The 26,960-nt window shown below is 66.1% G+C and carries 24 protein-coding genes; 14 read left to right on the forward strand and 10 right to left on the reverse strand.

Annotated features, from left to right (window positions below):
• Positions 1-12: 12 nt before the first annotated feature.
• From AAF184_01705 to rluB, 5 genes are read left to right on the forward strand one after another with little or no spacing between them, the layout of a single operon-like run.
• The gene (locus tag AAF184_01705; GenBank protein ID MEO0421019.1) at positions 13-633 is read left to right on the forward strand and encodes an L-threonylcarbamoyladenylate synthase; all 621 of its coding nucleotides are present in this window, start codon (positions 13-15) and stop codon (positions 631-633) included.
• 34 nt (positions 634-667) lie between these two features.
• Positions 668-1,909 (forward strand): tryptophan--tRNA ligase, encoded by a 1,242-nt coding sequence (locus AAF184_01710; GenBank protein ID MEO0421020.1) that lies wholly within the window; start codon positions 668-670, stop codon positions 1,907-1,909.
• A gap of 37 nt (positions 1,910-1,946) precedes the next feature.
• Complete coding sequence (locus tag AAF184_01715) at positions 1,947-2,912, forward strand: ScpA family protein (protein MEO0421021.1); 966 nt, start codon at positions 1,947-1,949, stop codon at positions 2,910-2,912.
• 26 nt (positions 2,913-2,938) lie between these two features.
• Positions 2,939-3,940, forward strand: a complete 1,002-nt coding sequence (gene scpB, locus AAF184_01720) for an SMC-Scp complex subunit ScpB (protein MEO0421022.1) — start codon at positions 2,939-2,941, stop codon at positions 3,938-3,940.
• On the forward strand, positions 3,937-4,806 hold the full coding sequence (rluB, locus tag AAF184_01725) for a 23S rRNA pseudouridine(2605) synthase RluB (GenBank protein MEO0421023.1): 870 nt from the start codon (positions 3,937-3,939) through the stop codon (positions 4,804-4,806). The genes scpB and rluB overlap by 4 nt, the downstream gene beginning before the upstream one ends.
• Here the strand turns inward: rluB and AAF184_01730 are convergent.
• From AAF184_01730 to AAF184_01755, 6 genes are read right to left on the reverse strand one after another with little or no spacing between them, the layout of a single operon-like run.
• Positions 4,748-5,527, reverse strand: a complete 780-nt coding sequence (locus AAF184_01730) for a YciK family oxidoreductase (GenBank protein ID MEO0421024.1) — start codon at positions 5,525-5,527, stop codon at positions 4,748-4,750. The genes rluB and AAF184_01730 overlap by 59 nt on opposite strands.
• Positions 5,524-6,399, reverse strand: a complete 876-nt coding sequence (locus tag AAF184_01735) for a squalene/phytoene synthase family protein (protein MEO0421025.1) — start codon at positions 6,397-6,399, stop codon at positions 5,524-5,526. The genes AAF184_01730 and AAF184_01735 overlap by 4 nt, the downstream gene beginning before the upstream one ends.
• On the reverse strand, positions 6,396-7,766 hold the full coding sequence (gene rmuC / locus AAF184_01740) for a DNA recombination protein RmuC (GenBank protein MEO0421026.1): 1,371 nt from the start codon (positions 7,764-7,766) through the stop codon (positions 6,396-6,398). The genes AAF184_01735 and rmuC overlap by 4 nt, the downstream gene beginning before the upstream one ends.
• Entirely contained in the window at positions 7,756-8,436 is a 681-nt protein-coding gene (gene gph / locus AAF184_01745) for a phosphoglycolate phosphatase (GenBank protein ID MEO0421027.1), read from the reverse strand. Before gph ends, rmuC begins: the two co-directional genes overlap by 11 nt.
• The gene (gene ubiG, locus AAF184_01750; GenBank protein ID MEO0421028.1) at positions 8,433-9,164 is read right to left on the reverse strand and encodes a bifunctional 2-polyprenyl-6-hydroxyphenol methylase/3-demethylubiquinol 3-O-methyltransferase UbiG; all 732 of its coding nucleotides are present in this window, start codon (positions 9,162-9,164) and stop codon (positions 8,433-8,435) included. The genes gph and ubiG overlap by 4 nt, the downstream gene beginning before the upstream one ends.
• Positions 9,161-10,507 (reverse strand): TRZ/ATZ family hydrolase, encoded by a 1,347-nt coding sequence (locus AAF184_01755; GenBank protein ID MEO0421029.1) that lies wholly within the window; start codon positions 10,505-10,507, stop codon positions 9,161-9,163. Before AAF184_01755 ends, ubiG begins: the two co-directional genes overlap by 4 nt.
• Positions 10,508-10,762: 255 nt before the next feature.
• Here AAF184_01755 and gyrA point away from each other — a divergent pair, with 255 nt between their 5' ends.
• The 9 genes from gyrA (at position 10,763) to AAF184_01800 (ending at position 20,567) form a co-directional block, all read left to right on the forward strand.
• On the forward strand, positions 10,763-13,417 hold the full coding sequence (gene gyrA / locus AAF184_01760; GenBank protein MEO0421030.1) for a DNA gyrase subunit A: 2,655 nt from the start codon (positions 10,763-10,765) through the stop codon (positions 13,415-13,417).
• 6 nt (positions 13,418-13,423) lie between these two features.
• The gene (gene aroA / locus AAF184_01765) at positions 13,424-14,773 is read left to right on the forward strand and encodes a 3-phosphoshikimate 1-carboxyvinyltransferase (GenBank protein MEO0421031.1); all 1,350 of its coding nucleotides are present in this window, start codon (positions 13,424-13,426) and stop codon (positions 14,771-14,773) included.
• A 13-nt stretch (positions 14,774-14,786) separates the two neighbouring features.
• Positions 14,787-15,497, forward strand: a complete 711-nt coding sequence (cmk, locus tag AAF184_01770) for a (d)CMP kinase (protein ID MEO0421032.1) — start codon at positions 14,787-14,789, stop codon at positions 15,495-15,497.
• Positions 15,498-15,655: 158 nt separating this feature from the next.
• Positions 15,656-17,338: a 30S ribosomal protein S1 gene (rpsA, locus tag AAF184_01775; protein ID MEO0421033.1), complete on the forward strand. Its 1,683-nt coding sequence runs from the start codon at positions 15,656-15,658 to the stop codon at positions 17,336-17,338.
• 99 nt (positions 17,339-17,437) lie between these two features.
• Positions 17,438-17,740: an integration host factor subunit beta gene (gene ihfB / locus AAF184_01780; protein MEO0421034.1), complete on the forward strand. Its 303-nt coding sequence runs from the start codon at positions 17,438-17,440 to the stop codon at positions 17,738-17,740.
• 48 nt (positions 17,741-17,788) lie between these two features.
• Positions 17,789-18,079 (forward strand): LapA family protein, encoded by a 291-nt coding sequence (locus tag AAF184_01785; GenBank protein MEO0421035.1) that lies wholly within the window; start codon positions 17,789-17,791, stop codon positions 18,077-18,079.
• A 119-nt stretch (positions 18,080-18,198) separates the two neighbouring features.
• A complete protein-coding gene (locus tag AAF184_01790; GenBank protein ID MEO0421036.1) occupies positions 18,199-18,543 on the forward strand; it encodes a helix-hairpin-helix domain-containing protein in 345 nt (114 codons plus the stop codon).
• A gap of 155 nt (positions 18,544-18,698) precedes the next feature.
• Entirely contained in the window at positions 18,699-19,577 is an 879-nt protein-coding gene (gene galU, locus AAF184_01795) for a UTP--glucose-1-phosphate uridylyltransferase GalU (GenBank protein ID MEO0421037.1), read from the forward strand.
• 33 nt (positions 19,578-19,610) lie between these two features.
• Entirely contained in the window at positions 19,611-20,567 is a 957-nt protein-coding gene (locus AAF184_01800; protein MEO0421038.1) for a LysR substrate-binding domain-containing protein, read from the forward strand.
• Between the two features lie 19 nt (positions 20,568-20,586).
• On the opposite strand, the gene AAF184_01805 is transcribed toward AAF184_01800, so the two are convergent.
• The 4 genes from AAF184_01805 to AAF184_01820 all read right to left on the reverse strand — a co-directional run.
• A complete protein-coding gene (locus AAF184_01805; protein MEO0421039.1) occupies positions 20,587-24,000 on the reverse strand; it encodes a mechanosensitive ion channel domain-containing protein in 3,414 nt (1,137 codons plus the stop codon).
• The gene (locus tag AAF184_01810; protein MEO0421040.1) at positions 23,991-24,821 is read right to left on the reverse strand and encodes a sulfotransferase; all 831 of its coding nucleotides are present in this window, start codon (positions 24,819-24,821) and stop codon (positions 23,991-23,993) included. Before AAF184_01810 ends, AAF184_01805 begins: the two co-directional genes overlap by 10 nt.
• Positions 24,818-26,050, reverse strand: a complete 1,233-nt coding sequence (locus tag AAF184_01815; GenBank protein ID MEO0421041.1) for a glycosyltransferase family 4 protein — start codon at positions 26,048-26,050, stop codon at positions 24,818-24,820. The genes AAF184_01810 and AAF184_01815 overlap by 4 nt, the downstream gene beginning before the upstream one ends.
• On the reverse strand, positions 26,047-26,960 hold a 914-nt coding region (locus AAF184_01820), incomplete at its 5' end, for a sulfotransferase (GenBank protein MEO0421042.1). The genes AAF184_01815 and AAF184_01820, both read right to left, overlap by 4 nt.

Genomic DNA, 26,960 nt, shown 5'->3' on the forward strand with positions numbered 1-26,960 from the left:
AGGAGCGCACTCATGACACAGCACTTGAAGGTTCATCCTGAGAACCCCCAGGAGCGCCTGCTGCGCCACGCGGTGGAGGCGCTTCGTGGCGGCGGCGTCATCGCGTATCCGACTGACTCCTGCTATGCCCTCGCATGTTTGATGGGCAGTCGCGACGCGATGGATCGCATCCGCCAGCTGCGTGGCAATCCGGACGAGCATTTCTTCACGCTCGTGTGTCGGGACCTTTCTGAGATCGCCACGTACGCTCGCGTGGATAACTCCGCCTATCGCTTTATCAAGGCGCACACCCCGGGCGCGTACACGTTCGTACTACCTGCCAGCCGCGAGGTGCCGAAGCGCCTGGCGGAGGGCAAGCGACGCACGATAGGCCTGCGCGTGCCCGAGCACACGGTAGCGCTAGAGCTCTTGCGTCTGCTAGGTGAGCCGCTGATGAGCACCACGCTGCAGCTACCGGGAGACGACACCCCGATGAGTGACCCGGAGGACATCGCGGACCGCCTGGCCAAGCGTATCGACGTGGTCGTCGATGGGGGTGCCTGCGGCTTCGCACCGAGTACGGTGGTCGATCTGTCCGAGGAGCCTCCCACCATCCTGCGTTCGGGCAAGGCGCCGGTCGCCGGCACGATGTGAGATTGCAGTGATACGCCTGCGGAGCGTGGCCTGAGTGGCCACGGAGGACAGTAGACGACTCGTCTCAGGGATGCGGCCTGCTGGTCGATTGAACCTAGCAGACTACATCGGCATCCTGAACACTTGGGTGCAGCTACAACAAGAGCAGGAATGCCTGCTCTTCGTGGCGGACTGGCACGCCCTCGCCGCCAGCTACGCACATACGCGCGAGTTCCGACAGCGCATCACGGACACGCTCATCGACTGGCTAGCGGTTGGCATAGACCCGCGACTCGCCACCGTGTTTCTCCAATCACGGGTGCCTGAGTGTGCAGAACTCAACGTGCTGCTCGGCATGTGTACGCCGACCGCATGGCTGGACCGCCTGGTGGTGGCGCGAGGCGGGGCGCCGGCGGCGCCCGGTCTGCCAGCGCAAGCGTCGTCCCTGGACGCCGCCGGCGCGGACGCGGGCACTGTCGGACAGCTCGCCTACCCGCTGCTGCAGTGTGCCGACATCCTGCTCTACCAACCGACCCACGTGTGCGTGATGGAGGAGCAGACGCCGCACGTGGAGTTCTGTCGGGACGTGGCCGGTCGCTTCAACCACCTGTTCGGCCGCGAGGAGGACGCGGAGAAGCGGAATCAGCGAGCCCTTCGCACCCTCGGGAAGCGCGCGTCCCAGGAACTCGAACAGCATCGGCGCGACTTCCAGGAACGAGGGGACGAGGCCGCTCTGCGGGCTGGGCTCGCGCTCGTGAACGAGAGTCAGCGCCTCACCCTGGGCGATCGCGACCGCCTTCTGGCCTACCTGGAGGGCGGAGGCCGCTCCCTCCTCAGCGAGCCGGAGGCGGTGGTGGTGGCCAATCTGCGCCTACCCGGGACCGATGGCCGGCCGATGGCGCGTGAGTACGACAACACGATCGAACTGCGGGATGAGCCAGAGGTGATCCAGAAGAAGCTGCGAAAAATGCCCACCGATCCCGCCCGTGCTCGGCGCAAAGACCCTGGAAACCCTGAAAACTGCCCGGTCTGGCGGTATCATTTGCAGTTTGGCGACCACGCCAGCCAGCAGTGGGTCTCCGAGGGCTGTCGCAGCGCGGCCATCGGCTGCACCGACTGCAAGGCGCGAGCTGCCGAGGCCGTGGTGGCGCAGATCAGCCCCATCGCGTCCCGTGCCGCCGAGCTGGCGCGCCGGCCCGAAGTGGTCAGCAGCATCATCGTGGAAGGCAGCGAGCGCGCCCGCGAGATCGCCAAGGACACCATGCGCAGCGTGCGACATGCGATGAGCCTGACTTGAGGGTCTTGGGCTCCGCATCGCCCTGCCGGAGCCGAGTATGAGCGAGCAGTCGAATACAGATCAGGAAGAGGCGCCCGCCACCGCCGAAAACGCGACCCCGGCCGATGAGGCTGCGGGGGAGCAGTCGTCGCCGGAGGGGGGCGAAGCGGGGGGTGAGGCCGCCGCGGGGACGAGCGCGTCTCAAGCTGAGTTGCCCTTCGCGTTCGTAGACGGTGAGCCGATCACCGAGCTGCCGAAGGACCTGTTCATCCCGCCTCAGGCCCTGTCGGTCTTCCTCGAGGCTTTCGAAGGACCACTGGATTTCCTGCTTTACCTGATCAAGCGGCAGAACCTCGACGTCCTGAATATCCCCATCGCCGATATCTCTCGCCAGTACACCGGCTACATCGACCTCATGCAGGACATGCAGCTGGAGCTCGCCGGTGAGTACCTGGTGATGGCTGCCACGCTGGCCGAGATCAAGTCGCGCATGCTGCTGCCCCGGCCGGTCAGCGAGGAGGAAGAGGAGGGCGAAGACCCTCGCGCCGAACTGGTGCGTCGCCTGCAGGAGTACGAGCGCTACAAGAATGCGGCGGAGCGGGTGGACGAACTGCCGCGGATGGAACGTGAGAACTGGCCTGTGTCGGCGCCGATGGTGGAGCGTACGGTGGTGCGCAAGCTGCCCGAAGTCACGCTCAAGGAGATGGTGGCGGCGTTCAACCAGGTCATGACGCGGGCCGAACTGAACCAGCATTACCACATTCGCCGCGAAGCCCTGTCCGTGCGTGAGCGCATGACGGAGATTCTGGATACCCTGCGGGCCGCTGAGTTCACCGAGTTTCGTCACCTGCTGCGTGCGGATCAGGGCAAGCAGGGGGTCGTGGCGAGCTTTCTCGCGGTGCTCGAGCTGGCCAAGGAGTCGCTGATCGAGATCGTGCAGTCCGGTGAGTTCGCCCCCATTCACGTGCGGGCCGCGGGATCGGATGATCCGCAGCCGGCCGCCGGCGATGCCAGCACCGAATAACCCCAACTTCGAAGGAACGCAGACGGTTGGATACAGCTAAGCTGAGTCAGATCATCGAGGCCGCCCTGATGGCGGCGGGTCGCCCCCTGTCGACGAAGGATTTCGTTGGGCTCTTCGGTGAGGCGGAGCAGCCGCAAGCGCAGGATCTAGATGATGCGCTGAAGCGTCTCGAGGAGCGCCATGGCGAGGACTCGCCGCTTGAACTCGTCAAGGTCTCGAGTGGACATCGGCTGCAGGTGCGCGCCGAGTACAGTCCTTGGGTGAGCCGGCTGTGGGAGGAACGCACGCCGCGCTACTCGCGCGCCTTCATGGAGACGCTCTCGATCATCGCCTATCGTCAGCCCGTCACCCGTGGTGACATCGAGGACATCCGTGGCGTCGGCGTCAGCAGCACGATCATGCGTACCCTGTTGGATCGCCGGTGGGTGCGCGCGGTCGGTCATCGCGACGTGCCCGGTCGTCCCGCGTTGTACGGCACCACGCGCGAGTTCCTGGACTACTTCGGCTTGTCGTCGCTGAGCGAACTGCCCGAGCTGGAAGAGCTGCGTGACCTCGATCAGATCAACGTCGAACTCGACTTCGGCGACGGTGCCGCGAACGCGGAACCGATGGCTGCCGACGGCGAAGCCGAAGCCGAAGCCACGGAGACCGCCGAGTCAGGTGAGGCGAGTGCCGAGGACGCTCCAGCGCTCGCCACGGTGACGCCTATTCGGCCCGGTGCGCTCCACGAGGCCGCTGAGCTCGAAGGCGATGAGATCTCCGATGGCCAGAGCGACGATCCGGAGAGCGACGAGGATCCCACGCCGGAGCCGGCCGCCGAGCGCCACGCGGATGCGACTGACAGCGCTGAAGGTGACGACGCCCCCGAGGCCGATGCCCCGGAGGCCGATGCATACGAAGCCGAACCCGAGGCGGAAGTGTTGGCGGGTGGTGACGACGAGCCACGTGAGGAGCTCACCGAGGATCAGCCGTCTGCTGCTGCTGACGACGCCGACGACGACGATGAAGAGCGCAACTCTGCGCAATGAGGCGACCGCCCCGACCGCCCACCCAGGAAGAGACGCCTGAGCGCCTGCAAAAGCTGCTTGCCGATGCGGGGATCGCCTCGCGGCGAGAGGTGGAGCGCTGGATCACTGAGGGCCGTCTGAAGGTCAATGGGCGCCAGGCGGAGCTCGGCCAGAAGGCGACCCGTCAGGACCGTCTCTCCCTCGACGGCAAGCCCCTGCGCCTGGCTCGCCGAGCGCCGCAGCGCCGCGTGATCGCCTACCACAAGCCCGCTGGTGAGGTGAGTACGCGAAGCGATCCCGAGGGACGCCCGACCGTGTACCAACGCCTGCCCCGCGCCGAACGAGGTCGTTGGGTGAGCGTGGGTCGCCTGGACGCCAATACGAGTGGCCTGCTCCTGTTCACCACCGACGGTGCCTTGGCTTCCAAGTTGATGCATCCCGCGCAAGAGGTGGAGCGCGAGTACGCCGTGCGCGTGCTCGGCGAGACGAGCGATGAGCAGCTGCGTTTGCTGACCCAGGGCGTGGAGCTCGAAGACGGGCCGGCGCGCTTCGATAAAGTGGTGCCGGCGGGCGCGAGCGGGGCGAACCACTGGTACCACGTGGTACTGCGCGAGGGGCGCAACCGCGAAGTCAGGCGAATGTTCGAGTCGATCGGTTGCGTCGTCAGCCGCTTGACGCGGGTTCGCTACGGCCCCGTCTTGCTCAATCGTCGACTGCCGCGGGGCCGTTGGGAGGAAGTGCAGGGTGAGGCGCTGGCGGCGCTCTACGAGAGTGCCGGGCTGGCGAAGCCGGGCGGCGGGCATGCCGGCGAGGGTGCCCAGGGCCGCTTCAAGCGTCGAGGGCCGCCCCGTGCAAGGAGCGGTCAGCGCCCCCGAGGAGGTAGATGAACGCGGGCGCCACGTCCTGCGTCGTCGGCAGTGTGGTGGGGTCTTCCGCGGGATAGGCGGCGCGTCGCATGGCGGTGCGCGTGCGCCCCGGGTTCAAGCTGCAGACCCGCACGGGAGAGTTCTCCGCCATTTCATCGGCGAGCGTTTGCATCAATCCCTCGACGGCAAACTTGGACGCGGCGTAGGCGCCCCAGTAGGCCCGTCCCTGTCGCCCCACGCTGCTGCTGACGAAGATGACGCTGGCATCCTTCGACTGCCGAAGTAGGGGCAGGCAGGTCTGGGTGAGCATGAACTGACCGTTCACGTTCACGTGCATGACCTCCATCCATTTCGCCGGGCTGTACTGCTCGATGGGGGTCTTCGCGCCGAGGATCGAGGCGTTGTTCACGAGTCCGTCCAGGCGAGCACCCGCGCTCGCCAGCTGCTGGCCGAGGTTCAGGTAGTCGTCCAAGCCTGCCTTCAGCAAGTCGAAATGACAGACCGTGGGGGTGGCCGCGTCGGCGTTCTCGAGGATGGCGTTGGCCGTGTCTTCGAGCTTCTTCTGTGTGCGTCCTAGCAGGATGACCGCAGCGCCCGCACGGGCTGCGGCGAGTGCGACGGCGCGCCCGATGCCGTCACCGGCTCCACTGATGAGAATCCGTCGGTCACGGAGATAGCCGGCAGGGATGGAGAAGTCGCGCAGGGGCGATGGTATGGCGAGTGTGTGGTCTGAGTCGTTCATGGGCGGGAGTCTACCGTAGGGGCGCCGTGCAAGCCCGTCGGCAGCTGTCCTCGTGCCGCCCGTTGTGCGCTTCGCCAGGCACACCACAGCTCACCTAGCGAACGAGCGAGGTGTGGTGACGATGCGCCGTCCTTCCCGCTGCTCGAGCGTCGGTGGACGAGGCTCGCCAGCACAAGCAGTGGACGTTGGCTGGGACGTGCGTCGGCGGGAATCGCGGTAGCTGCCGTGTGTAGCGACGCCACGGCATGGCCGCGCCAGGTCGCTACGCGGGCCTGTGAGTCGGAGGGCACGGTATCGTCGGGCGACAGGGGCGGTAGCCCCTCGTCGGCGGTGGCCGCGATGGCCTCGTCGATCGCGCAGGCCACCCCGAGGGCGTTCGCCCACGGCTCGATCCACGTCGCCTCCCGCTCGCTCGGCGAGGCGAACAAGCGCGACATCAGGCGGCATATCGCACCCCAATCGTGGGTCATGCGGTGGAGCAGGGCGGACCAATTGGCGGGCACGGGTTCAGACAGCGTCGCCTGGGCGGCGCCCACCATCTCGGCGATCAGCACGCCGAGACCGCGAGGATCCGACAGGGCGGAGGTGTCGATGGCGCCGGCCAGGTAGGAGGTGAGGGGATGGCGAGGTGCCCCCGCGACCACGCGCCCCGCTTCCTCGCCCCACCAGGAGAGGCGGGTCGAGGCCACTTCTGGGGCCAGGTCCGGCACCAGCGATCGACCGATTTCGCCGCGCAGGGCGAACGCTACACCGAGGCGCACACGATGCTCATCAGGCGCGAACAAGGTGGGCAGGTATGCCGGCGACCCCGGGGCCGTGGCGCGGTCCACGAAGTCCGCCACCTCCGTAGGGGCGTTGATCGTCTCACTCACCCGTTGTCATCGTCGTCGGTGGCGCGGCTCGCGGGCGGTTTCGTGTTCGCGTCATGCTTCAGCCAATCCGCTTGGGGAGTCGGCGCCGGCGGTGGCGGCGCTTCGGCCTCGGGTGGCGTCGCGTCCACCGCGCGCGGAAGCTGCTCGATGGGCTCCAGGGACTCGAGGGCTTCACCCTCTACGCCGAGCTCGGCGAAGCGGCGAGCGCTCGGCAGTACGGAGCGCTCGAGAGACCCAACGGCCTTGTTGAAACCCTTAACACTGCTCTCCAGCTGCCGCCCGAGGGTCGACATATGGCTGGTGAAGGTGCCTAGACGCTTGTACAAAGTCTCGGCGAGTTCCCGAATGCGGTTTGCGTTACGCGCGAGGGACAGTTGGCGCCACCCGTAGGCGACCGACTTGAGCAGGGCGATCAGGCTGCTCGGTGTGGCCAGGATCACCTTGCGGCGAATCGCATCGTCGAGCAGGTCCGGGTCTTCTGCCAGGGCCGCGCTCAAGAACTGATCGCCAGGGACGAACAGGATGACGAACTCGGGCGTCGAGTCGAGGGCGCTCCAGTACTTACGGTCTGCCAAGGTGCGCACGTGGGTGCGCAGGTTGCGGGCATGGCGCGCCAGGGCCTGTGCACGCGACTCATCGTCGGTCGCCTCCGTCGCCTCGAGGTAGGCATCCAGGGGCGTCTTCGCGTCCACCACCAGGTCGCGCGCCTCTGGCAGATGTACGATCATGTCCGGTCGCAAGGCGCCGTCCTCGCTCACCACGTGGGGTTGTTCGACGAAGTCGGTGTGTTCCTGCATGCCGGCGAGCTCCACCAGTCGGCGCAAGGTCAGCTCGCCCCACTGGCCCCGCACCTCGGGACGGCGTAGGGCTGTGACGAGCTGCCGAGTCTCTGCGCGCAAGGCGGCATGCGCCTCGGCCATGGCCTTCAGTTCCTGGCGAATACTTCCGTAAGCTTGCTGGCGCTCCGTCTCGATCTTGGCGACTTGCTCTTCGGTCCGGGTCAGGGCTTGGGCGATGGGGCCGACCAACTTGTGCAGGGTCACCCGCAGCTCCGCGCCGGCCCGGGTCTGCTGCTGTCCCACGCTCTCCTGGGCCAGCTTCAGGAAGGTATCGCTGCGCGATTGCAGGGACTTGTCCGCAAGTTCCCCCAGCAGGTGGGCGAGGCGTTCGTCGGCCTGGGCGATCAGCGTGTCGCGCTCGGCGATCAACGACTCTTCGCTGCGCAGGCGCTCCTCCAGCACCGCGAGCTCGCGCTGCAGCTCGGCGATGCGCCTACCTCGAAGCCAGGCGACGAGGGCGGCGCCGATCAGGAGCCCGATGCCGGCGCCGGCGAGGGCGAAGTAGAGTTGCTCCGCGCTAACCTGCATCGAACCAGCCGTGCTCATCGAGCCAGGTGGTGAAGTGCGCGGGCGTGGCGCAGATGGCGTCGGCGCCCCACTGCTCGATGATCTCTCCCGGGGCGATGTATCCCCAGGCGGCGGCCACGACGGGCATCTCGGCCCCCTTGGCGGCTTGAATATCGCGCTGGTCGTCGCCCGAGTAGATGCACTCGCGGGCGGCAACACCCAGTAACTCGGCCGCGTGGCGTAGGGGCGCGGGATCGGGCTTGCGTTGGGCGAGTGTGTCGCCACAGACCACACAGGGCGCCCGCTCGAGCAGATTCAGCTGCTCTAGCAAGGGAGTCGTTAGCCAAGTGGGTTTGTTGGTCACGATGCCCCAGGTGAGGGTGGGGTGAGCTTCGATGCGTTCGAGCAGCGCCTCGCAACCCGGGAAGAGGGCGGACCCTTCGCAGATGCGCTGCGCGTAGAGGTCCAAGAAGCGTTGGCGCAGCTCGCCGCGCGCCTCATCCCCATCCAAGTCGGGAAAGCCTGCTGTGATCAGGCCGCCGGCGCCACGGGAGACGTGCGCGCGAGCGAAATCGTAGTCGCAGCGGGTTCGACCTTGCTCAGCGAGGAGACGTTGCAGGGCATTGACCATGTCCGGCGCGCTGTCCAACAGCGTGCCGTCGAGGTCGAAGAGGATGGCCCTGGAGATCACGCGGGGGGCTCTGAGCTCTCGGGAGCCAGGTAGGCGGCGAGGTAGTTGACGCTGACATCGTTGCCCAGGCTGGCGCGGCGACTCAGCGGGTCGTAGTGCATGCCTCGCAGTTCCTCCAGCGAGAGGCCTCCGTCGCGGGCGGCGGCGTCGAGTTCGGATGGTCGCAGGAAGCGGGCGTAGTCGTGCGTGCCCCGAGGGAGTAGACCGAGCACGTACTCCGCCCCCAGCACCGCGAGGGCGTACGCCTTCGGGGTGCGGTTGATGGTGGAGAGGAACACGTAGCCCCCCGGGCGCACAAGGCGGGCGCAGGCGGCGATCACCGCGGCGGGCTCTGGCACATGCTCGAGCATCTCCAGGCATGTGACGAAGTCGTAAGCGTGGGCATGCTGCTCGGCTAGGGCTTCAGCGGTGGTGAGGGCGTAGCGCAGCGTGAGGTTCGGGGTGAGTTCGCCGTGCGTCTGCGCTGCGCGAATCGCCGCTTCGCTCATGTCGATGCCGAGCATGTCGGCGCCCGCGCGGGCCAACGCTTCCGTCAGGATACCGCCGCCGCAGCCGATGTCCACGCCGCGCATCCCCGTGATGGGGATGTGGGAGCGGATGAAGTCGATGCGCGTGGGATTGATGTCGTGAAGGGTGCGGAAGCCGCCGTCAGCGCGCCACCAGTCCTCACCAAAGGCATCGAAGTGGCCGATCTCGGCCGTGTCCACGTTCGCGCGTGCTTGGGTCATCGGGGCGCGTCCGAGGCCTGCTCGTCCTGTCGCAGGCGCTGGGCCCAGTCCTCGGCACTCGCGAGCACCGTGTCGAGGTCGAGGCGCGTGAGCTTGCCTCCTTCCAGCAATCGACGCCCGGCGACCCACACGTGGTCCACTTGGGCGGCCGCGGTGGCGTACGCCAACTGGGAGAGCGGGTTATACACCGGCTGGGTGCACGCGTGGCGCCAGTCGATGCTGATGATGTCGGCCCACTTGCCGGGTGTCAGGCTGCCGGTTTGGTCGCCGAGGCCGAGTGCACGGGCACCGTTGATGGTGGCCATCTCGAGGACCTTCTGCGCCGGGATCACCGACGGGTCCCCCGCGACGTGCTTGGCGAAGAGGGCGGCCGTGCGCAGTTCGGCGAACATATCGAGGTCGTTGTTGCTGGCGGCGCCGTCGGTACCGATGGCCACGTTGATGCCGTTCTCCACCAGTGTCGCGACGGGGCAGGCACCGCTCGCGAGCTTCATATTGGACTCGGGGCAATGGACCACGTGGCAGCCGCGTTCGGCGAGGGCGTCGATCTCGCTCGGGAGCAGCTGGGTCATGTGCACGCCCATGAGCAGGGGCGAGATCATGTCGAGTTCCGCTAGCTTCTCGATGGGGCGACAGCCGTAGCGTGCGCTGAACTGGTCGATCTCGTCGGCCGTCTCGTGCAGGTGAGTTTGGATCGGTACATCCAGTTGATCGGAGAGGCGGCGGATTCGGGCCATCGAGTCTGGGCACACCGTGTAGGGCGCGTGGGGGGCGAACATGGTGCTGACCAGCGCATCTCCCTTGTACTCATCGCGCATGGCCAAGCCCTTCGCGAGGTACTCGTCGAGGTCGTTGGCCCAGGGGGTGGGAAAGTCCAGGGCCACCATGCCGATGCAAGCTCGGATGCCGGTCTCCGCCGCGACTTGCGCCGTGGCATCCGGGAAGAAGTACATGTCGGCAAAGCAGGTGGTGCCCGAACGGAGCATCTCGGCCACGGCCAACTGCGAGCCGGCGCGGATGTACCCAGGGCCAACCCAGCGTTGCTCGGTGGGCCAGATGTGGTCCTCAAGCCAGCGCATGAGCGGCAGATCGTCAGCCATTCCCCGCAACAGGGCCATCGCCGCGTGCGTGTGGGCGTTCACCAGGCCCGGCATTAGCACCTGCCCCTCCAGCGTGAACTCTTCCTTTGCTTGAAAGTGCTGGCGAGCGTGCTCCGCCGGACAGACCGCCGCGATGCGCCCACCGCGCACGGCCACGGCCCCGTCGGCCAGGGCGCCGGGGTGCACGGTGTCGTCGACGGGCACCACCCAGTCGGCAAAAAGCAGCGTGTCTACGGGTTCCATCGGGGCTCCGGCAGCGGGCGAGCGGGCAACGATGCCGGACCCGTTGGGGCACGGCAAGCGCCGGGCGGCGGACCCACCGGCGATAGCCCCCTCGGATCGCCGACGAGAAGCGTTTTAGACGCCCCGCCAGGCACCGTTGAGGGGCTCATCTGTGCTATCCTAGCGGTTTGCTTACTCCTTGTTCCAACAACGCTTTCCGCTCCCGGATGCGGCAATGATCGCCACGCCCGGCAAGGACTGCCAGCGAGCTGCTTGATGTCTGATCCCGCCCGAGAAATCGTCCCCGTCAATCTCGAAGACGAGATGCGTCAGTCCTACCTCGATTACGCCATGAGCGTGATCGTCGGACGAGCGCTTCCCGATGTCCGTGACGGGCTCAAACCCGTGCACCGTCGGGTGCTCTACGCGATGCACGAACTGAATAACGACTGGAACAAGGCGTACAAGAAATCGGCCCGCGTGGTGGGCGACGTCGTCGGTAAGTACCACCCCCACGGCGACTCGGCGGTGTACGACACCATCGTGCGCCTCGCCCAGCCCTTCTCCATGCGCTACGTGCTGGTGGATGGACAGGGCAACTTCGGCTCCGTCGACGGTGATCCGCCCGCGGCCATGCGTTACACCGAGGTACGCATGGCGCGCCTCGCCCACGAGCTGCTGTCGGATCTCGACAAGGACACGGTCGATTTCATCCCGAACTACGACGAGTCGGAGTCGGAGCCCTCCGTGCTGCCGGCGCGGTTCCCGAACCTGCTGGTCAACGGGTCGGCCGGCATCGCCGTCGGCATGGCCACGAACATCCCGCCGCACAACCTCGGCGAGGTAATCGACGGCTGTATCGCCCTGCTCGACAACGCGGACATCACCATCGATGAGCTGATGAAGTTCATCCCCGGCCCCGACCTGCCGACCGCCGGCATTATCAACGGCGCCCGGGGCATTCGCGAGGCCTACCACACCGGTCGCGGTCGGATTTACGTTCGCGCGCGCTCCCAGGTGGAGGAGAATGGCGGTCGCGAGGCGATCGTCGTCACCGAGCTTCCCTATCAGGTCAACAAGGCGCGGCTGCTCGAACGCATCGCCGAGCTGGTGCGTGAGAAGAAGCTCGAGGGCATCAGCGGCCTGCGCGATGAGTCCGACAAGGACGGCATGCGCATGGTGATCGAGCTTCGCCGCGGCGAAGTGGCGGACGTGGTGCTGAACAACCTGTTCAAGCAGACGCCCATGCAGAGCGTCTTCGGTATCAACACGGTGGTGCTGATCGACGGCCAGCCGCGCCTGCTCGATCTGAAACAGCTGCTGGAGGCCTTTCTGCGTCACCGCCGTGAGGTCGTGACCCGTCGGGTGATCTACGAGCTCGGCAAGGCCCGCGCTCGCGCCCACGTGTTGGAGGGGTTGGCCGTTGCGCTCGCCAACATCGACGCGATGATCGAGTTGATCAAGCAATCCGCCTCGCCGGCGGCGGCGCGCGAGGGACTGCTCAGCCAGGTGTGGGCGCCCGGCAGCGTGGTGGCCATGCTCGAACGCGCGGGCGATCAGGCCACCCGGCCGGACGACGTTGAGGAAGGCTTCGGTCTTATCGACGACGGTTACCGCCTCACACCGGTTCAGGCCAAAGCCATCCTCGACCTGCAGCTACAGCGCCTGACGGCCCTCGAGCAGGACAAGATCATCGAGGAATTCAGTGAGATCATCGACAAGATCCGCGACCTCCTCGACATCCTGGCACGCCCTGAACGCCTCGAGCAGGTGATTCGCGATGAACTGCTGGAGACTCGCGAGAAATATGCCGACGAACGCCGCACCGAGATCAGCCACGACCACCTGGACCTCACCGATGAGGACCTGATCCAGGAAGAGGACATGGTCGTGACCCTTTCCCACGGCGGCTACGCCAAGTCACAGCCGGTCACGGACTATCGTGCTCAGCGCCGCGGTGGACGCGGCAAGTCGGCGACATCGGTGCGGGATGAGGACTTCATCGACAAGCTGTTCGTGGCCAACACGCACGACACGCTGCTTTGCTTCTCAAGCACCGGCAAAGTGTATTGGCTGAAGGTCTACCAGATTCCTGTGGCCTCGCGCGGAGCGCGCGGCCGGCCCATGGTCAACCTGTTGCCGCTGGCGCGGGACGAGCGCATCAACGCAGTGCTGCCGATCCGCAACTTCGAGGACGGCTATTACGTCTTCATGGCCACCAGCGCCGGCACCGTGAAGAAGACGCCGCTGACCGCGTTCTCACGGCCGCGTACCAGCGGCATCATCGCCGTCGACCTGCGCGACGACGACCGCCTGGTGGACGTCACGCTCACCGACGGTGGCGCCCACATCATGCTCTTTGGCAGCCATGGCAAGGCGATTCGCTTCGATGAGGACGACGTGCGTCCCATGGGGCGCACCGCCACGGGCGTGCGCGGTATTCGCTTGCCTGAGGGTGAAGGCGACGACGGTCATCAGGTGATCGCCCTCATCAGCCTCGAGCCGGAGGCGAGCGACACCACGATGTTGTTGACGGCGACGGAAAACGGCTACGGCAAGCGCACGCCGGCCAGTGAATACAGCGTGCAGGGTCGCGGCGGCCAGGGCGTGATCGCCATCGCCTCGAGCGAACGCAACGGCAAGCTCGTCGGCGCCGTGCCCGTACTCGATGACGATGAGATGATGCTGATCAGCCAGGCGGGCACGCTCGTGCGTACGCCCGTCGGCGAAGTCTCCATCACCGGTCGCAACACCCAGGGTGTGCGCCTGATTCGCCTCGACGACGGCGACTCCCTTACCGGCATCGAGCGGGTGGCATCGCTGGAAGGTGAAGAAGACGAAGACGAGGAAGGTGAGGGCACGGCGGAGCCTGCCGCTGAGGGCGAGGGCAACGACGCCTCGGCGGACGACGACGACACGCCGCAGGAGTAGCCATTCGTGAGCGCCTCGGCTGGTAGCACTGCGGCCCCGACCTTCGTCAGCGAACCCGGCGGTTGCCTCCAGGGCGCGGTGAGAGTGCCGGGCGACAAGTCGATCACCCACCGCGCGCTGATGTTCGGCGCGATCGCCGAAGGTGAGACCCGCATCCACCGAGCGCTCCGCGGTGAGGACTGCCTCGCCACCGAAGCGGCCCTGCGCCAGCTCGGCGCCGACATCAGCGTCCACGATGACGGCCAACTCCTGATCGTGCAGGGGCAGGGGGATGACGCCTTGCGTGGCACGACCGAGCCCTTGGACCTCGGCAACTCCGGGACGGGCATGCGTCTGATGGCCGGCCTGCTGGTCGGGCGACCCTTCGAGTCCGTCCTCGTTGGCGACAGCTCCCTATCGAAACGGCCGATGGAGCGGGTCGCCGGTCCTTTGCGCCAAATGGGCGCCGATATCGACACCCAGGACGGGTGCCCGCCCGTCACCATTCGCGCCAACGCGCCCGGCGCACTCCGCGCGCTGCGCTACGAAATGCCGATGGCCAGCGCCCAGGTGAAATCGGCGGTGCTGATCGCCGGCCTACGCGCGAGCGGCGAGACCAGCGTCGTCGAACCCGCCATCACCCGCGATCATACGGAACGCATGCTGCACGCCTTCGGTGCTGTTGTGCGCAGCAAGGACGGGGTGGCTTCGGTGCAAGGGCTCGATGGGAAGTCCCTGCAGGGTCAGTCGATTACCGTGCCTTCCGACATCTCCTCGGCCGCCTTCTTTCTGGTGGCCGCCAGCGTGTGCCCGCGGAGCGACCTGCTGCTCGAAGGGGTTGGTACGAACCCAACGCGCACGGGGATCCTGGATGCGTTGGCGTTGCTCGGGGCGAATATCACACGTGAGAATGAGCGCTTGGTCGGCGGTGAACCGGTCGCAGACCTGCGTGTGCGCAGCGCCAGCCTTCGAGGTGCGCGCATCCCAGAACACCTTGTGCCGTTGGCGATCGACGAGTTGCCAGTGTTGTTCGTCGCGGCCGCCCTGGCCGAGGGCGAGACGCTGATCACCGGAGCGGCGGAGCTGCGGGTCAAGGAAAGCGACCGCCTGGCGGCGATGGCGGACGGCCTTCAGCGCCTCGGTGTGGAGTTGGAACTCCTTTCGGACGGTATGCGGATCCGAGGGCGATCGACGCTGAATGGGGGAGAAGTCGACAGTTTCGGCGATCATCGTATTGCGATGGCGTTCGCTGTCGCAGGTCAACGTGCAGCCGATGTCGTGCGCATTCGGGATACGGCCAACGTGGCGACCTCGTTCCCGGACTTCCTGACCCTGGCCCAACACTGCGGTTGGCGCGTCGCCAACCGGGGTGCCTGAGGCCGTAACCGACGTGTCCACGCAAGAGCGCAAGAGCAGCCCTGCTGTGGCACCCGTCATCACGATCGATGGGCCCAGCGGGGTGGGCAAAGGCACCCTCGCGTGCCGACTGTCGTCGCATCTCGGGTGGCATCTGCTGGACAGTGGGGCGATCTACCGTGCCCTCGGTTACGCTGCGGTGCAGCGGGGGGTTGCGCTGGATGATCCGGTGGCCCTGGCAGCGTTGGCGCGCGGTTTGCCGCTCAGCTTCGAGCTTGGGACCGACGGCACCGCGATAGCTCACCTCGCCGGCGAGGCCATTGGCGACCGAATTCGCACCGAGGCGGCTGGCACGGCGGCCTCGCAAGTGGCCGCCCATCCGAAAGTACGTGACGCCTTGTTTGCGCTGCAGCAGCGTTTTCGCCGTGCGCCCGGCCTGGTGGCGGACGGGCGAGACATGGGTACGGTCGTCTTCCCCGATTCAACGCTAAAGTTATTCCTGACTGCGTCGGCCCGCGTGCGCGCCGAAAGGCGGCATAAGCAGTTGATAGAAAAAGGGGTGAGTGCTACTATCCACGCCCTTTTCGAGGAGATCAGCGCGCGGGATAAGCGCGATCGGGAGCGCTCAGTAGCGCCTCTGATCCCCGCTGAAGACGCGGTCGAGATCGACACGACGTTGATGAGCGCCGAGACCGTCTGGCGTCAGGTGCTCATGCTGCTGCCGTCAGCGCTCCCCTCGAACTGAGCGATCCAGTACGACTTCATCGCGTACGCCGTTGCCCCGATGGGTGCAGCGGCGCACGTATTTCAGCAACGGGCCTGCGACTGCGCACTTTCTGCCAGCGTCTGCCCACAACCCGAGGACGCGGGGGCACAAGTTCCCGTTTGGCTTAACACTAGATGATGACTGAAAGTTTCGCGGAACTCTTTGAAGAAAGCCTGGCCAGCCAACGGATCAAGCCTGGCACCATCCTGGAAGCCACCGTCGTGGACATCAGCCCGGACATGGTTGTTGTCAACGCGGGACTGAAATCTGAGGCGGTCATTCCCGCCAGTCAGTTCCACAACGAACGCGGTGAGCTGGAAGTTGCCATCGGCGATATCGTCGAAGTGGCGCTGGACACCGTTGAGGACGGCTTCGGCGAAACGCGCCTGTCGCGCGAGAAGGCCAAGCGTGCCCGCACCTGGCGTCAGCTCGAAGAATCCTTCGAGAAGAACGAGATCGTGCAGGGCATCATCAACGGCCGCGTGAAGGGTGGCTTCACGGTCGAGATCGAGAACGTGCGTGCGTTCTTGCCCGGCTCGCTGGTCGATGTGCGCCCGGTGCGCGATCCCAGCTACCTCGAAGGTAAGGTCCTCGAGTTCAAGGTGATCAAGCTCGACGCGCGCCGCAACAACGTGGTGGTCTCCCGTCGTGCCGTGGTGGAAGAAGAGTACAGCGCTGAGCGCGAGCAGCTGCTCGAGAGCCTGCAGGAAGGCCTCACGCTCAAGGGCATCGTCAAGAACCTCACCGACTACGGCGCCTTCGTCGACCTCGGCGGCATCGACGGTCTGCTGCACATCACGGACATGGCGTGGAAGCGCGTCAAGCAGCCCTCGGATGTGGTTCAGGTCGGTGACGAGATCACCGTCAAGGTGCTCAAGTTCGATCGCGAGCGTCAGCGCGTCTCCCTCGGCATCAAGCAGCTCGGTGCGGACCCCTGGGAGTCCATCGAGCGTCGCTACCCGCCCAACACTCGCCTCTTCGGCAAGGTCACGAACATCGCCGATTACGGCTGCTTCGTGGAGATCGAAGAGGGCGTCGAGGGTCTGGTCCACGTTTCCGAGATGGACTGGACCAACAAGAACGTCAATCCCGCCAAGGTCGTCAATGTGGGCGACGATGTGGAAGTGATGGTCCTCGACATCGACGAGGAGCGTCGCCGCATCTCCCTTGGCATCAAGCAGTGCAAGCAGAACCCCTGGGCTGAGTTCGCTGATAACTACCAGAAGGGTGACAAGGTCATCGGTCAGATCAAGTCGATCACGGACTTCGGTATCTTCGTCGGCCTGCCCGGCGGTATCGACGGCCTGGTCCACCTGTCCGACTTGTCCTGGGACGTCGGTGGCGAGGAAGCCGTTCGCAACTACAAGAAGGCCGAGGAAGTGGAGGCCGTTGTGCTCGCCATCGATTCGGAGCGCGAGCGTATCTCCCTCGGTGTGAAGCAGCTGGACCGGGATCCGTTTGCCTCTTACATCGCCGAGTTCCCTCGGGGTAGCATCGTTAAGGGAATCGTTGAGGAAGTGGACGCCAAGGGCGCGGTCATCGACCTCACGAACGGCATCAAAGGCCAGCTTCGAGCTTCCGAGCTCTCCCGTGACCGCGTCGAAGACGCACGCACGGTGCTGAAGGTTGGCGAGGAAGTGGAAGCGAAGTTCACCGGTGTCGAGCGTCGCAGCCGCATGGTCACGCTGTCGATCAAGGCTAAGGAAATGCACGAGGAGACCGAAGCGGTACAGAGCTACGCCGCTGAGACGTCCTCCACCACGGGCACCAGCCTTGGCGACCTGCTGCGCGATCAGATGCAGGACGAAGACGACAACTAGGTAGTGCGGGGCGGCGCGCATTAGGGATGCGCGCCGCCGTTCGCACGGATCCCACGGATCGGCGGATCTGTGCCCCGCAGTGCGCAGCGAGTAGAAGGAATGACGAAGTCCGAACTCATCGAAGTGATCGCCCGCAAGCAGAAGCACCTGCCAGCGCGAGACGTCGAGCTGGCGGTAAAGCACCTGCTCGAGTTGATGAGCGACGCGCTGGCGAATGGCGAGCGTATCGAAATCCGCGGGTTCGGCAGCTTCTCGCTGCACTACCGCCCGGCACGCACCGGTCGCAACCCGAAGACTGGCGAGGCCGTGGCCCTGGCCGGCAAGCACGTGCCACACTTCAAGCCAGGTAAAGACCTGCGGGAGCGGGTCAACGACGGGCGCCACAACGAGATTCACTCCTAGCGCGCCTGCCCCGATCGTTCATAGCGCTGCCCTGGGCTGCACCCACCGATGATTCGCACCATCTATCTGACCCTGGTGCTGATTGCTGCCGCTGCCGCGTCGGCGGTGTTCTCCTACCTCAATCAGGGCACCATCGAACTCGATATCGCGTTCGCCAAGGTCACCGTGTCCATCTCCCTGGCCTTCGCCGTGGCCGTCGCCCTCGGGTGGGCCTTGGGCTGGCTCAGTGCGGCGGTGGTCCTGGCACGGGCGAAGGCCGATCAGTTCCTGCTCAAACGTCGCCTGCGCCACGCGCGCACGGAGCTTCAGGAGGCGAAGCGCCTGCCCGGCCTCGACTGAACGCGACCGAACCACGTCGGTGCGCCTTACTGGCATGATCGGCTAGATACTTCACGCCGCCCGCCCCCGGTGGGTCGATAGCATGATCTCGCTCGTTAGGTAACTGGAGTGATCTGATCATGCGAAACCAAGTGAATCGCCATTGGGCCTGGGTACGCGCCGCGCTGCTCACGGGGTGTGCTGGCATCGGCCTGGCCGCAAGCGCCCTGGCCGCAGAGGACGCGGTCGTCAACATCAACGAAGCGTCGGCGCAGATGCTCGCTGAGCATCTGTCTGGTGTCGGTGAGGCTACCGCCGCCCGTATCGTCGCCTACCGGGAAGCGAACGGACCGTTCCAACGCATCGAGGATCTGGTGCTTGTGCAGGGCATCGGCGAACGCCTGCTGCAACGGAATCGTCCGCGCCTGGTGCTGTCCGAGGCGAGTGTTGCGGAACCTGCGCCTCGCGGATTCATCAGCAATTAGCATCGTTAGGTTGGACCGGCCGGTGGCGCGGCGTCACCGGCCGGAGGGCGACGTCGTACGAGGGCGCTCGGCGGGCGTCGCAGGGGGCGAGCCGGTCTCCGGCGCCGTGGCGATGTGCTACCATTTGCACAGGCTATCAAAGCGACGGAATTCCTGTGCTGAAGCAAGTCAAAACGGCGGTTTTCCCGGTAGCGGGCCGCGGAACTCGGTTTCTGCCTGCGACCAAGGCGAGCCCCAAAGAGATGTTGCCCATCGTCGACAAGCCGCTGATCCAGTATGCGGTGGAAGAGGCGTTGGCCGCGGGGGTCGAAAAGCTCGTCTTCGTGACCGGCGCATCGAAGCGCGCGATCGAGGATCACTTCGACTCGAACGCGGAACTGGAGCGCTCTCTGGAGGCGTCCGGTAAGCTCGCGATGCTCGAGTCGGTGCGCGCGATCGTGCCCAAACACGTTACGTGCATCTACATCCGTCAAAGCGAGCCCTTGGGCCTCGGCCACGCGGTGCTGTGCGCGCGACCGGTGGTCGGCGACGAGCCGTTCGCCGTGCACCTGGCCGACGATCTCATCAACAGTCAGGTGCCCTGCCTGAGTCAGATGGGGGAAGTCTTCGGCCAGCGCGGTGGGAGTGTCCTCGGCGTGCAAACGGTGCCTCGCGACCAGACGGAGAAGTACGGCGTGGTTGCCGTGGAACCGGCGGGTGAGCGGGTCGGTAAGGTCCAGGCGATCGTGGAGAAGCCGAAACCCGAGGATGCGCCGTCGAATCTGGCGGTGGTCGGCCGCTATATTCTGACGCCGCGTATCTTCGAACTCATCGGCCGCACCAATCAGGGCACCGGTGGCGAGATCCAGCTGACGGATGCGATCGGTGCGCTGCTGGAAGAGCAGCACGTGTTCGCCTACGAGTTCGAGGGCACACGGTACGATTGCGGCAGCAAGCTCGGGTACCTGAAGGCCTCGGTGGAATACGGCCTCAATCACCCGACCTTAGGCGCAGACTTCCGCCAGTACATCAGCACCCTGTCCCACGAGGACTGAGGCCCTGTTGGTCAGGTCAGCACGAGTCTCTTCGTGAAGCTGTCGCCCCACGCCCTCAGTCTGCGCCAGCTGCAGTACGTGGTGGCGGTTGATGAGATGCGCAACTTTCGTCGAGCTGCCGAGCTTTGCCACGTGTCGCAGCCATCCCTGAGTGCGCAGTTGGCTCAGCTCGAGGAAGCGTTGGGCGTTAAGGTCTTCGAGCGCAGCCGACGACAGGTGTTGCCCACCACCGCGGGGGAAGAGCTGATTCGGCGCGCTCGCCGGGTGCTGCTGGAGGCGGATGACCTGCTGGAGGCGGCGCAACGCCTTGGAGATCCATTGGCCGGCACGCTGCGCATCGGGGTAATCCCCACGGTGTCGCCCTACATGCTGCCGGACACAGCGCCAAGGATTACGCACGCTCACCCTCAGCTCACGATACGGTGGATCGAGGACAAGACCCCGACGCTGGTGGAGCGCTTGGCCCGTGGTGAGCTGGATGCCGCCCTGCTGGCGCTGGAGGCGGACATCGGCGTGTTGGAACACGCCGAGGTGGCTCGAGATCACTTCTATGTGGCGGCCCCCGAGGATCACACGATCGCCGAGAGTCAGGCGCCCGTGACCCTCGATGCCCTCGATGAAGAGCAAGTCCTGCTGCTCGATGACGGCCACTGTCTGCGCTATCAGACCCTACAGCTTTGCCAGCATGCCGGCGTCGAGGAGTTGGGCTTCCGCGCGACGAGCCTCTCGACGCTGGTGCAGATGGTGGCGAGTGGCGCGGGCATCACCTTGCTGCCAGCGTTGGCGATCCCCACGGAGGTGGCCCGCGGCCGCCTGACGATTCGACCGATCGCTTCACCGCCCCCGTACCGCACGCTTGCCCTGGTGTGGCGTCCCGCATCACCGATGACCGAGGCCCTCAAGGAGTTGGCGCAGACGATGTGTGCTGCTCATGAGGACGCGGTCGAGCGTAACCGGGAGCAGCTTCAGTCGCTCGGGGTGTCGCTCTAGCCAGCCTGTTGAACAGGCCTCAGGCGGGATCCGGTTCGGGATCCGAAGCTGCGCCCGGGTAATGCAGATGCAGATCGCGCTGGGGGAAGGGCACGGTGATCTGTGCGCGTTCGAGCGCCTGCTCCAGGTCGAGCAGTAATTGATGCCGGGCGGCGAGGCGGTCGCCGAGGGCCCGGCAGTAGATGAACACCTCGAAGTCCAGGGAGCTATCGCCCAAGCCCGTGAAGAGTACCCGCGGTGGCGGTTCGGCGAGCACGAGGGGATTGGTGCGCGCCGTGTCCATCATCGTGCGGATCGCGAGCTCGGTGTTGGAGCCGTAGGCGATGCCGACCGGCACCACCACCCGCGTGACTTCGTTGGACAAGGTCCAGTTGGTCAACTGACTCGTGATGAAGGTCTTGTTGGGCACGATGACCTCCTTGTTATCCCAGTCGGTGATGGTGGTGGCGCGGATGCGGATTCGGGTGACCGTCCCCGAGACACCGCCAACGGTCACCGTGTCGCCCACCCGCACCGGTCGCTCCAGCAGGATGATGAGGCCGGAGACGAAGTTCGCGAAGATCTCTTGCAGACCGAATCCGAGGCCGACGCTGAGAGCGGCCACCAGCCACTGCACCTTGCTCCATTCAAGGCCGAGCTGAGCACTGACGATGAGGACACCTAGGCCGATCACTAGGTATTGGCTCACCGTGCGTATGGCGTAGCGCGACCCCGCATCCAGGGGTAGGTTCTGAAGTACGGCAAACTCGAGCAGGCTAGGTAGATTGCGGGTTGCGAGGAGCACGATGAACAGCAGAACGGTGGCAACCACCGTGTCTTCCAGGGTGATCGCGCCGTCCCCCCAAAGCGAGACCTGATCGAGCAGCCCGAGGACGGGCAAGGCCTTGGACCAGATGAACCAAGCCCCGAAGATCGTGAGGGTGATCACGAGGATGCGCATCAAGCGCCGGGTCTGATCATCGAAGACGTCGATGTCGATGACGTCGAGGTCCTGGTAGGCCCCTTCGCGCTCGGCCGAGTAGGGCAGCGCGTCGGTCGAGGTGTCGGCGCTGGCACTGCGTCGCTCGAGGAGCTGTTGGTAGCGGAAGCGCCGTCGTGTCACGCGTATCCAGCGTTCCAGCAGGTCGAAGAGAATCATGGCGCCTAGGAGCAGCAACACGGTCTCGACGACGCACCGAAGGAGGAGCGTCGCGGCGTACTCGTAGCCGAGCAAGGACACCACGGCGAGCGTAGGCGCTACGCCCACCGCAGCTGGAAACCACAGGCGCACGAGGCGCGCTGCCCAGCCTTGCGGTTGCTCCTCCAGGGTTTTGGCGGGAAGACCGCGCTGGGGATGGAGCAGCGTCGAGACGAGGTAGGCGAGTACCAGGCATACGAGCACGAAGGCGAGCCGCCCAATGCTGCTCTGAACCTCCTGATTCGCCTGCAGGCCAGCGACCCTGGCCAGGGCGAAGACGGGCAGCCACACCGTCTGCACCAGGAGGAACACGCGGGGCAGCAGTCGAATGCGCGTCTCCGACCACTGGAAGTGCAGTCGCGCGACGCCCTGCGGCATGCACAGGTTGCGCACGAAGGCGCCCAGGGCCACCGTGGCACCACTGAAGACGAGCACACTCATCAGGGCGCGCACTTGCTCCGGCAGGGGCAGCGCCCGACCGCGCAAGCCCAGCGCGACCAACAAACTCGGTAGGAGTAGGGAGAGCAAGACGGTGAGCAGCATGGCCTCGAGGGTCAGCATGAAACCGTCGGTTCTGACCTTCCGCGTGCGCGCGCCGATGGCCTGAATTGCGTTGCGTAGTGCCGGGCGTAGACGTACTGCCAGCAGCGTCAGGAGAAGGGCGATGGCGTACCACTCGGCGTGTTGCATCACTTCGAAGACGAAGGTCTCCAAAGCGGCCACCCAATGCGGCCCGGAGAGTAACCAGGCGGCCGATTCCCGCACTCGCCTGAGGCTGTCGAGGTTGATCGGTTCCGCGCTCGGCACCCACAGCAGGCGATCGTCCAGGTAGGTCTGATACTCCCCAACCAGGGTCAGCATGGAGCGCTGCTCGAAGGCCCGATCGGCGAGCAGCGTGACGAACTCGGTGTAGGTGTCCGTGAGTCGATCCAACACCTCTTCGCGGGTCTGCGTGAGCGACTCGGCGAAGTCACGCAGCTCGGCGATGCTCTGGACCGGCTCTGGCGCTGGCGAGGTTTGCTCCGACGCTTCTGCCGGGGCATCCTGCTGCTCGGTGCGAGCGGCGGCCTGGCGCTCCGCATCGATGGCGGCGATGTGTCTTTCCAGTAGCTCGGTCCATAGGGCCTGTTGGCGCGCCATGTCCACCAGCTCCAGGCTGCGCAAGCCGGACTCGGCACTGCGCTCGCGCACGTCGGCCAGCTCGCGTTGCAGCTCTCGCTCATCGGGCAGGCGCAGGCGCTGGTTGCGCAGCAACTGCCCGAGGCTGACCTGCGCCCCCGCCACCTGAACGCGCGACTTGATCGCGTCGTAGTCCTGTTGCAGGGCCTCTCGCTGCGCCGAGATGTCGCCTACCTCGGCGGCAATGGTGCGGGTGGCCGTTAGGGTGCGGGAGAGCTCGTCGAAGAGGGACGCGACGTCGGCCGTGTCCTCATCCAAGGGCGCCGGCAAGGCCAGCGCACGCACACGCAGATCGATAGCCCTGTCCGTGGCCTGGGCCGACTCACTCTCGCGCTCCTGCGCCACCTTGGCGGCGAGGATGGTGATCTCGCGATCGATGAGGGACCGTTCCGCGTTCAGCAGCTGCAGTTCCACCTCCGCCAAGTCCAACCGAGGCTGCAGCGTGGCCAGCTGGCTTTGCACGTACTCCCGCTCAGCCCGAGCGGCCTCGAGTCGAGTGCGCAGTAGGGTGTGCTCCGAGCGCTGCGGCTCCTCGGCGGTCTCGTCGAGTCCCGACACGGTGGCGTTCAACTGCTCCACACGGGCGGTGATATCGGCGAGTTCGTCGCGCAGCTGCAGGGGACGGGTGAGGCGACTGGCGAGGAGTTGCTCGAGCTTGTCCTTGGCGTCGCGCTTCTCCAGCTGCTGCGCGCTGAGCGTCGCGAGTCGCAGGGACGCGGCTTGTGCGTCGACCGAACGCAGGCGACGTTCCAGGCTGGCGAGGCGAGCCAGTACGTCCTCCCGCTCGGCCTCCAGTCGGGCCGCTTCGCCCTGGGCGCTATCGACCTGGCGCTGAAGGGCGCGTTGGGCGTTGCGGGACTCCTCGGCGGCCTCGAGCCTTTCGAGCGAAGCCCGGTAGTTCGCCGTCGCCGCGCCGCGTATGTCTTCGGCCAAGCCCGTGTCGTTGGCGATGACGTCGAGGCGGGCCTGCACCTGACTGAGCGACGGTACGGCAGGTGATTGCGCTTGGACGACGGTACTCGTGAGCAGCGCCAGCAAAGACAGCCAGGACGCGCGGGATCGAGGGGCTAGGAACACGGAATGCTCAATGCGGCCAGACGATCGTAGAGCGCGTCGCACAACTCGATCAGATCCCCACGGCTGCCCGTCGGCCAATCACAGCGCACCGATCGGGCGTGGATGTCGTTGGAGAGACGAGGCTGATAGGGGATACCCAAATGATTGCAGAGGTGTTCCATCTGCTGTGCTGGGGCGCTCACCAAGCGCTCGTAGCAGACCACTTGCGCGCGATCGTCGCGATCCAGCGCTTGGGCGAAGAAGAGGTCGTTGCGCAGGTACCAGAACAAGGCCGCCGCGCCGGCGGCATCGATGGGGTTCGCGAGCATCTTGCCGATGAGGTCGAAGTGGCGCTGCTCGAGGCCCTGGGTCTGCCACACATCCGGTCGTTCGCCGCCTGCCAGTTGCTGCAATAGCTTGAGATTTTGCTGGCCGAACTTGGCGACAGCGGAGCGAGCGCGATCACTGGGATGGCGCAGGGCCCAGATCACCCGGCCCTTGGCATAGCGAGCGAGCATGTCGCGTGCGAGATGGCTGGAGGTCAGCGGCTTGAAAGCGATGATTGGCAGGCGGCAGCGTGCCACGAGCGCTGGCCACACGTCCTCGCGCAGGACGAAGTTGTCGAAGGCGGTGCGGTCGTGCTCGGGGTAGTACGACACCTGGCTGCTGCGAGCGAGGCAGTCCCCGAGCATCGTCGTGCCACTACGTTGCGCGCCCACGATAAACACCGGCGCCGCGGCCCCCGGCGGGCGCGGATGGGTGAGTTGCCAAAAGAGCTTGCGGGCGCCCCGGTCCGCCAGTCGCGCGGCGGACACGCCCTTGCGTTGCAATGTGCTGATCATCCCGATGCCGCTTCCACGCAGGCTAAGACCTGCCTCCACCGTGCCATCACGCGGCGCCAAGTGTACTGCGTCGAGACCAGTTCTCGCGCCCGGGCACCCATCGCTTGGGCCGCCTGCGGCCGAGCGTGCAGATCGAGGATGGCCTGGGCGAACTGCTGCGGCCGATCGGCGAGCAGGAAATGCTCGTCTGGGCGGACCTCCAGCGCCTCACTCCCCATCGCGGTGGACACCACGGCGCGCCCCATCGCCATGGCCTCGAGCATCTTGTTCTTCAGCCCGCTGCCACTGACCATCGGATTGACCATGATGGGCACTTGCCGCACGAGCCCCGGGAGGTCATCGACGAAACCGGTCACCCTTACGCGCTCGAAGCGCTCGGGCAGCCCGCGGATCCAGGCATCGGCACCGCCGCCCACGAGGTAGCAGGGAATGCCCGCTGCCGCCAAATGCGGGCCGTAGATCTCGTCGATGAACCACTGCACGGCGGAGCGATTCGGCTCGAAGGCCAGGTTACCCCAGAACGCCACCCCTGCCGTGGGGGCGTCGTGGGTGTCGGTGTCCACCTCCAGGAACGCGTCGCTGACGCCGTTGGGGACTACCTCCACCCGGGCGTCTCGATCGAGGGCACGCAGGCGTGATCCATCTGCGGGTGAGATCGTGGTGACCAGGTCGAAGCGCCGGGCCAAGCTCGATTCCTGACGAGCGTATCGCTGCCGCGCCAGCCAGTGCGCTGCGCGGGTGGCGACGGACATGCGGGCACGATGCAGTGCGTATTCGCGTTCCAAGGTGAGGGTGTAGCAGTCGAAGTCATCGAGGACGCGGTGGGGCACGTCGAGTTCTGCCACCAGCTCCGCCACGGTGAGCTTGCCCGCGATCGCCGTCGTCACGTGCTGCTCAGCGATGAAATTCCCTAGGGCCTGTGTGCACAAAGCGAACCATGCAGGCCATCCCGAGCGCAGGTAGTGCCCGTTGTCCAGTCGCAGCAGGCGGCGGCGGTTACCGTGCTCGGGGCGAGGGGGCAGCATCAGGATCTCGTCGAAGGGGCCGTCACGGAGCAAGGCCTCGCGCTGCGCCTCGGTGCCGCCAGTGGCCGCCAGTACGCAGCGCCCCGCTTGCGCGATCGCGCAAGCCAGGTAGTAGCTGCGCATGCGGTCCCCCTCCGTGAGGGGAAGGGGTAGCGCATCGAGCACAAGCAGCACGGTGCCTGGGGCCGAGGGGGTGGTGCTCACAAGGCGTAGCCCAGAGCCCGCATCTCGGTCCCGCACACCGCGGCGATCACCTTGCGCTCGAGGATGCCGAGCGCCGGCTTGCGATCCGATCGCGCACCGATGCGTTGGCCTAGGACAGCGTCGTCCAGAGGGCCGACCCCGGCGTAGGCTTCGAGTCGACGCAAGCCTGAATCTCCATCGCTCAGCGACTCATAGGGCAGCAGCAGGGCCCCGAGAGCCGCGGCTTCGGCCAAAAAGCTGCGCGTGAGGTGGCGCCAGTGGTGGGCGAAGGCCAGGCGCTTTGCCACCCGATAGCGTGGCCACACGCTGTACCAGTCGACTCCCTTGCAGGAGCGCCAGCAGTCGTAGGGGTGCCGCACCACGAGGACGATCTTGGAGCGGGGGAACAGCCACTTTAGGAACTGTCCGTACCCCGCGCAGAGGCGCACTTCCTTCAGCCCGAAGGCGGTGACGGCCTCGGCATCGTCCAGGGCCTGCGTCGGCCCTTGCAGCCATGCGGTCATCCAGGCGCGCTGCGCATCGCGCAGGGCGCTGAGTGGCGGCACCAGGTTGGCGACCCACGCGTCGGCAAGGTCGCGTACGGAGGTCGCGTTGCGAAAGTGCTCCGGCGGTGGCCAATCGCTCTGCAACCCAGCTAACGGTGCGGCCAGGTGAGGGATGGGCACGACACGGTCCAAGGGCTCTCCCCAGATGAGTGCCTTACCGCTGGACATGAGCAGTCGCTGCACCAGGGTGGAGCCTGACCCCCAACCAGCGGCCAGCACCCAGATTGGGGCGATCTCGTCATCGATCGGTGGTACGCCGAAGTCGTGGTCAGGGCGGGCGAGGGTAGCTTTCACCTGCTCGCCCGCGAGGAGCGGCGGAGGCAGCACGCGCTGTGCCACCTGATCCGTGCCGATGGTGGCTGCCA

This window comes from Pseudomonadota bacterium, assembly GCA_039815145.1.
Classification (GTDB): domain Bacteria; phylum Pseudomonadota; class Gammaproteobacteria; order Steroidobacterales; family JBCBZW01; genus JBCBZW01.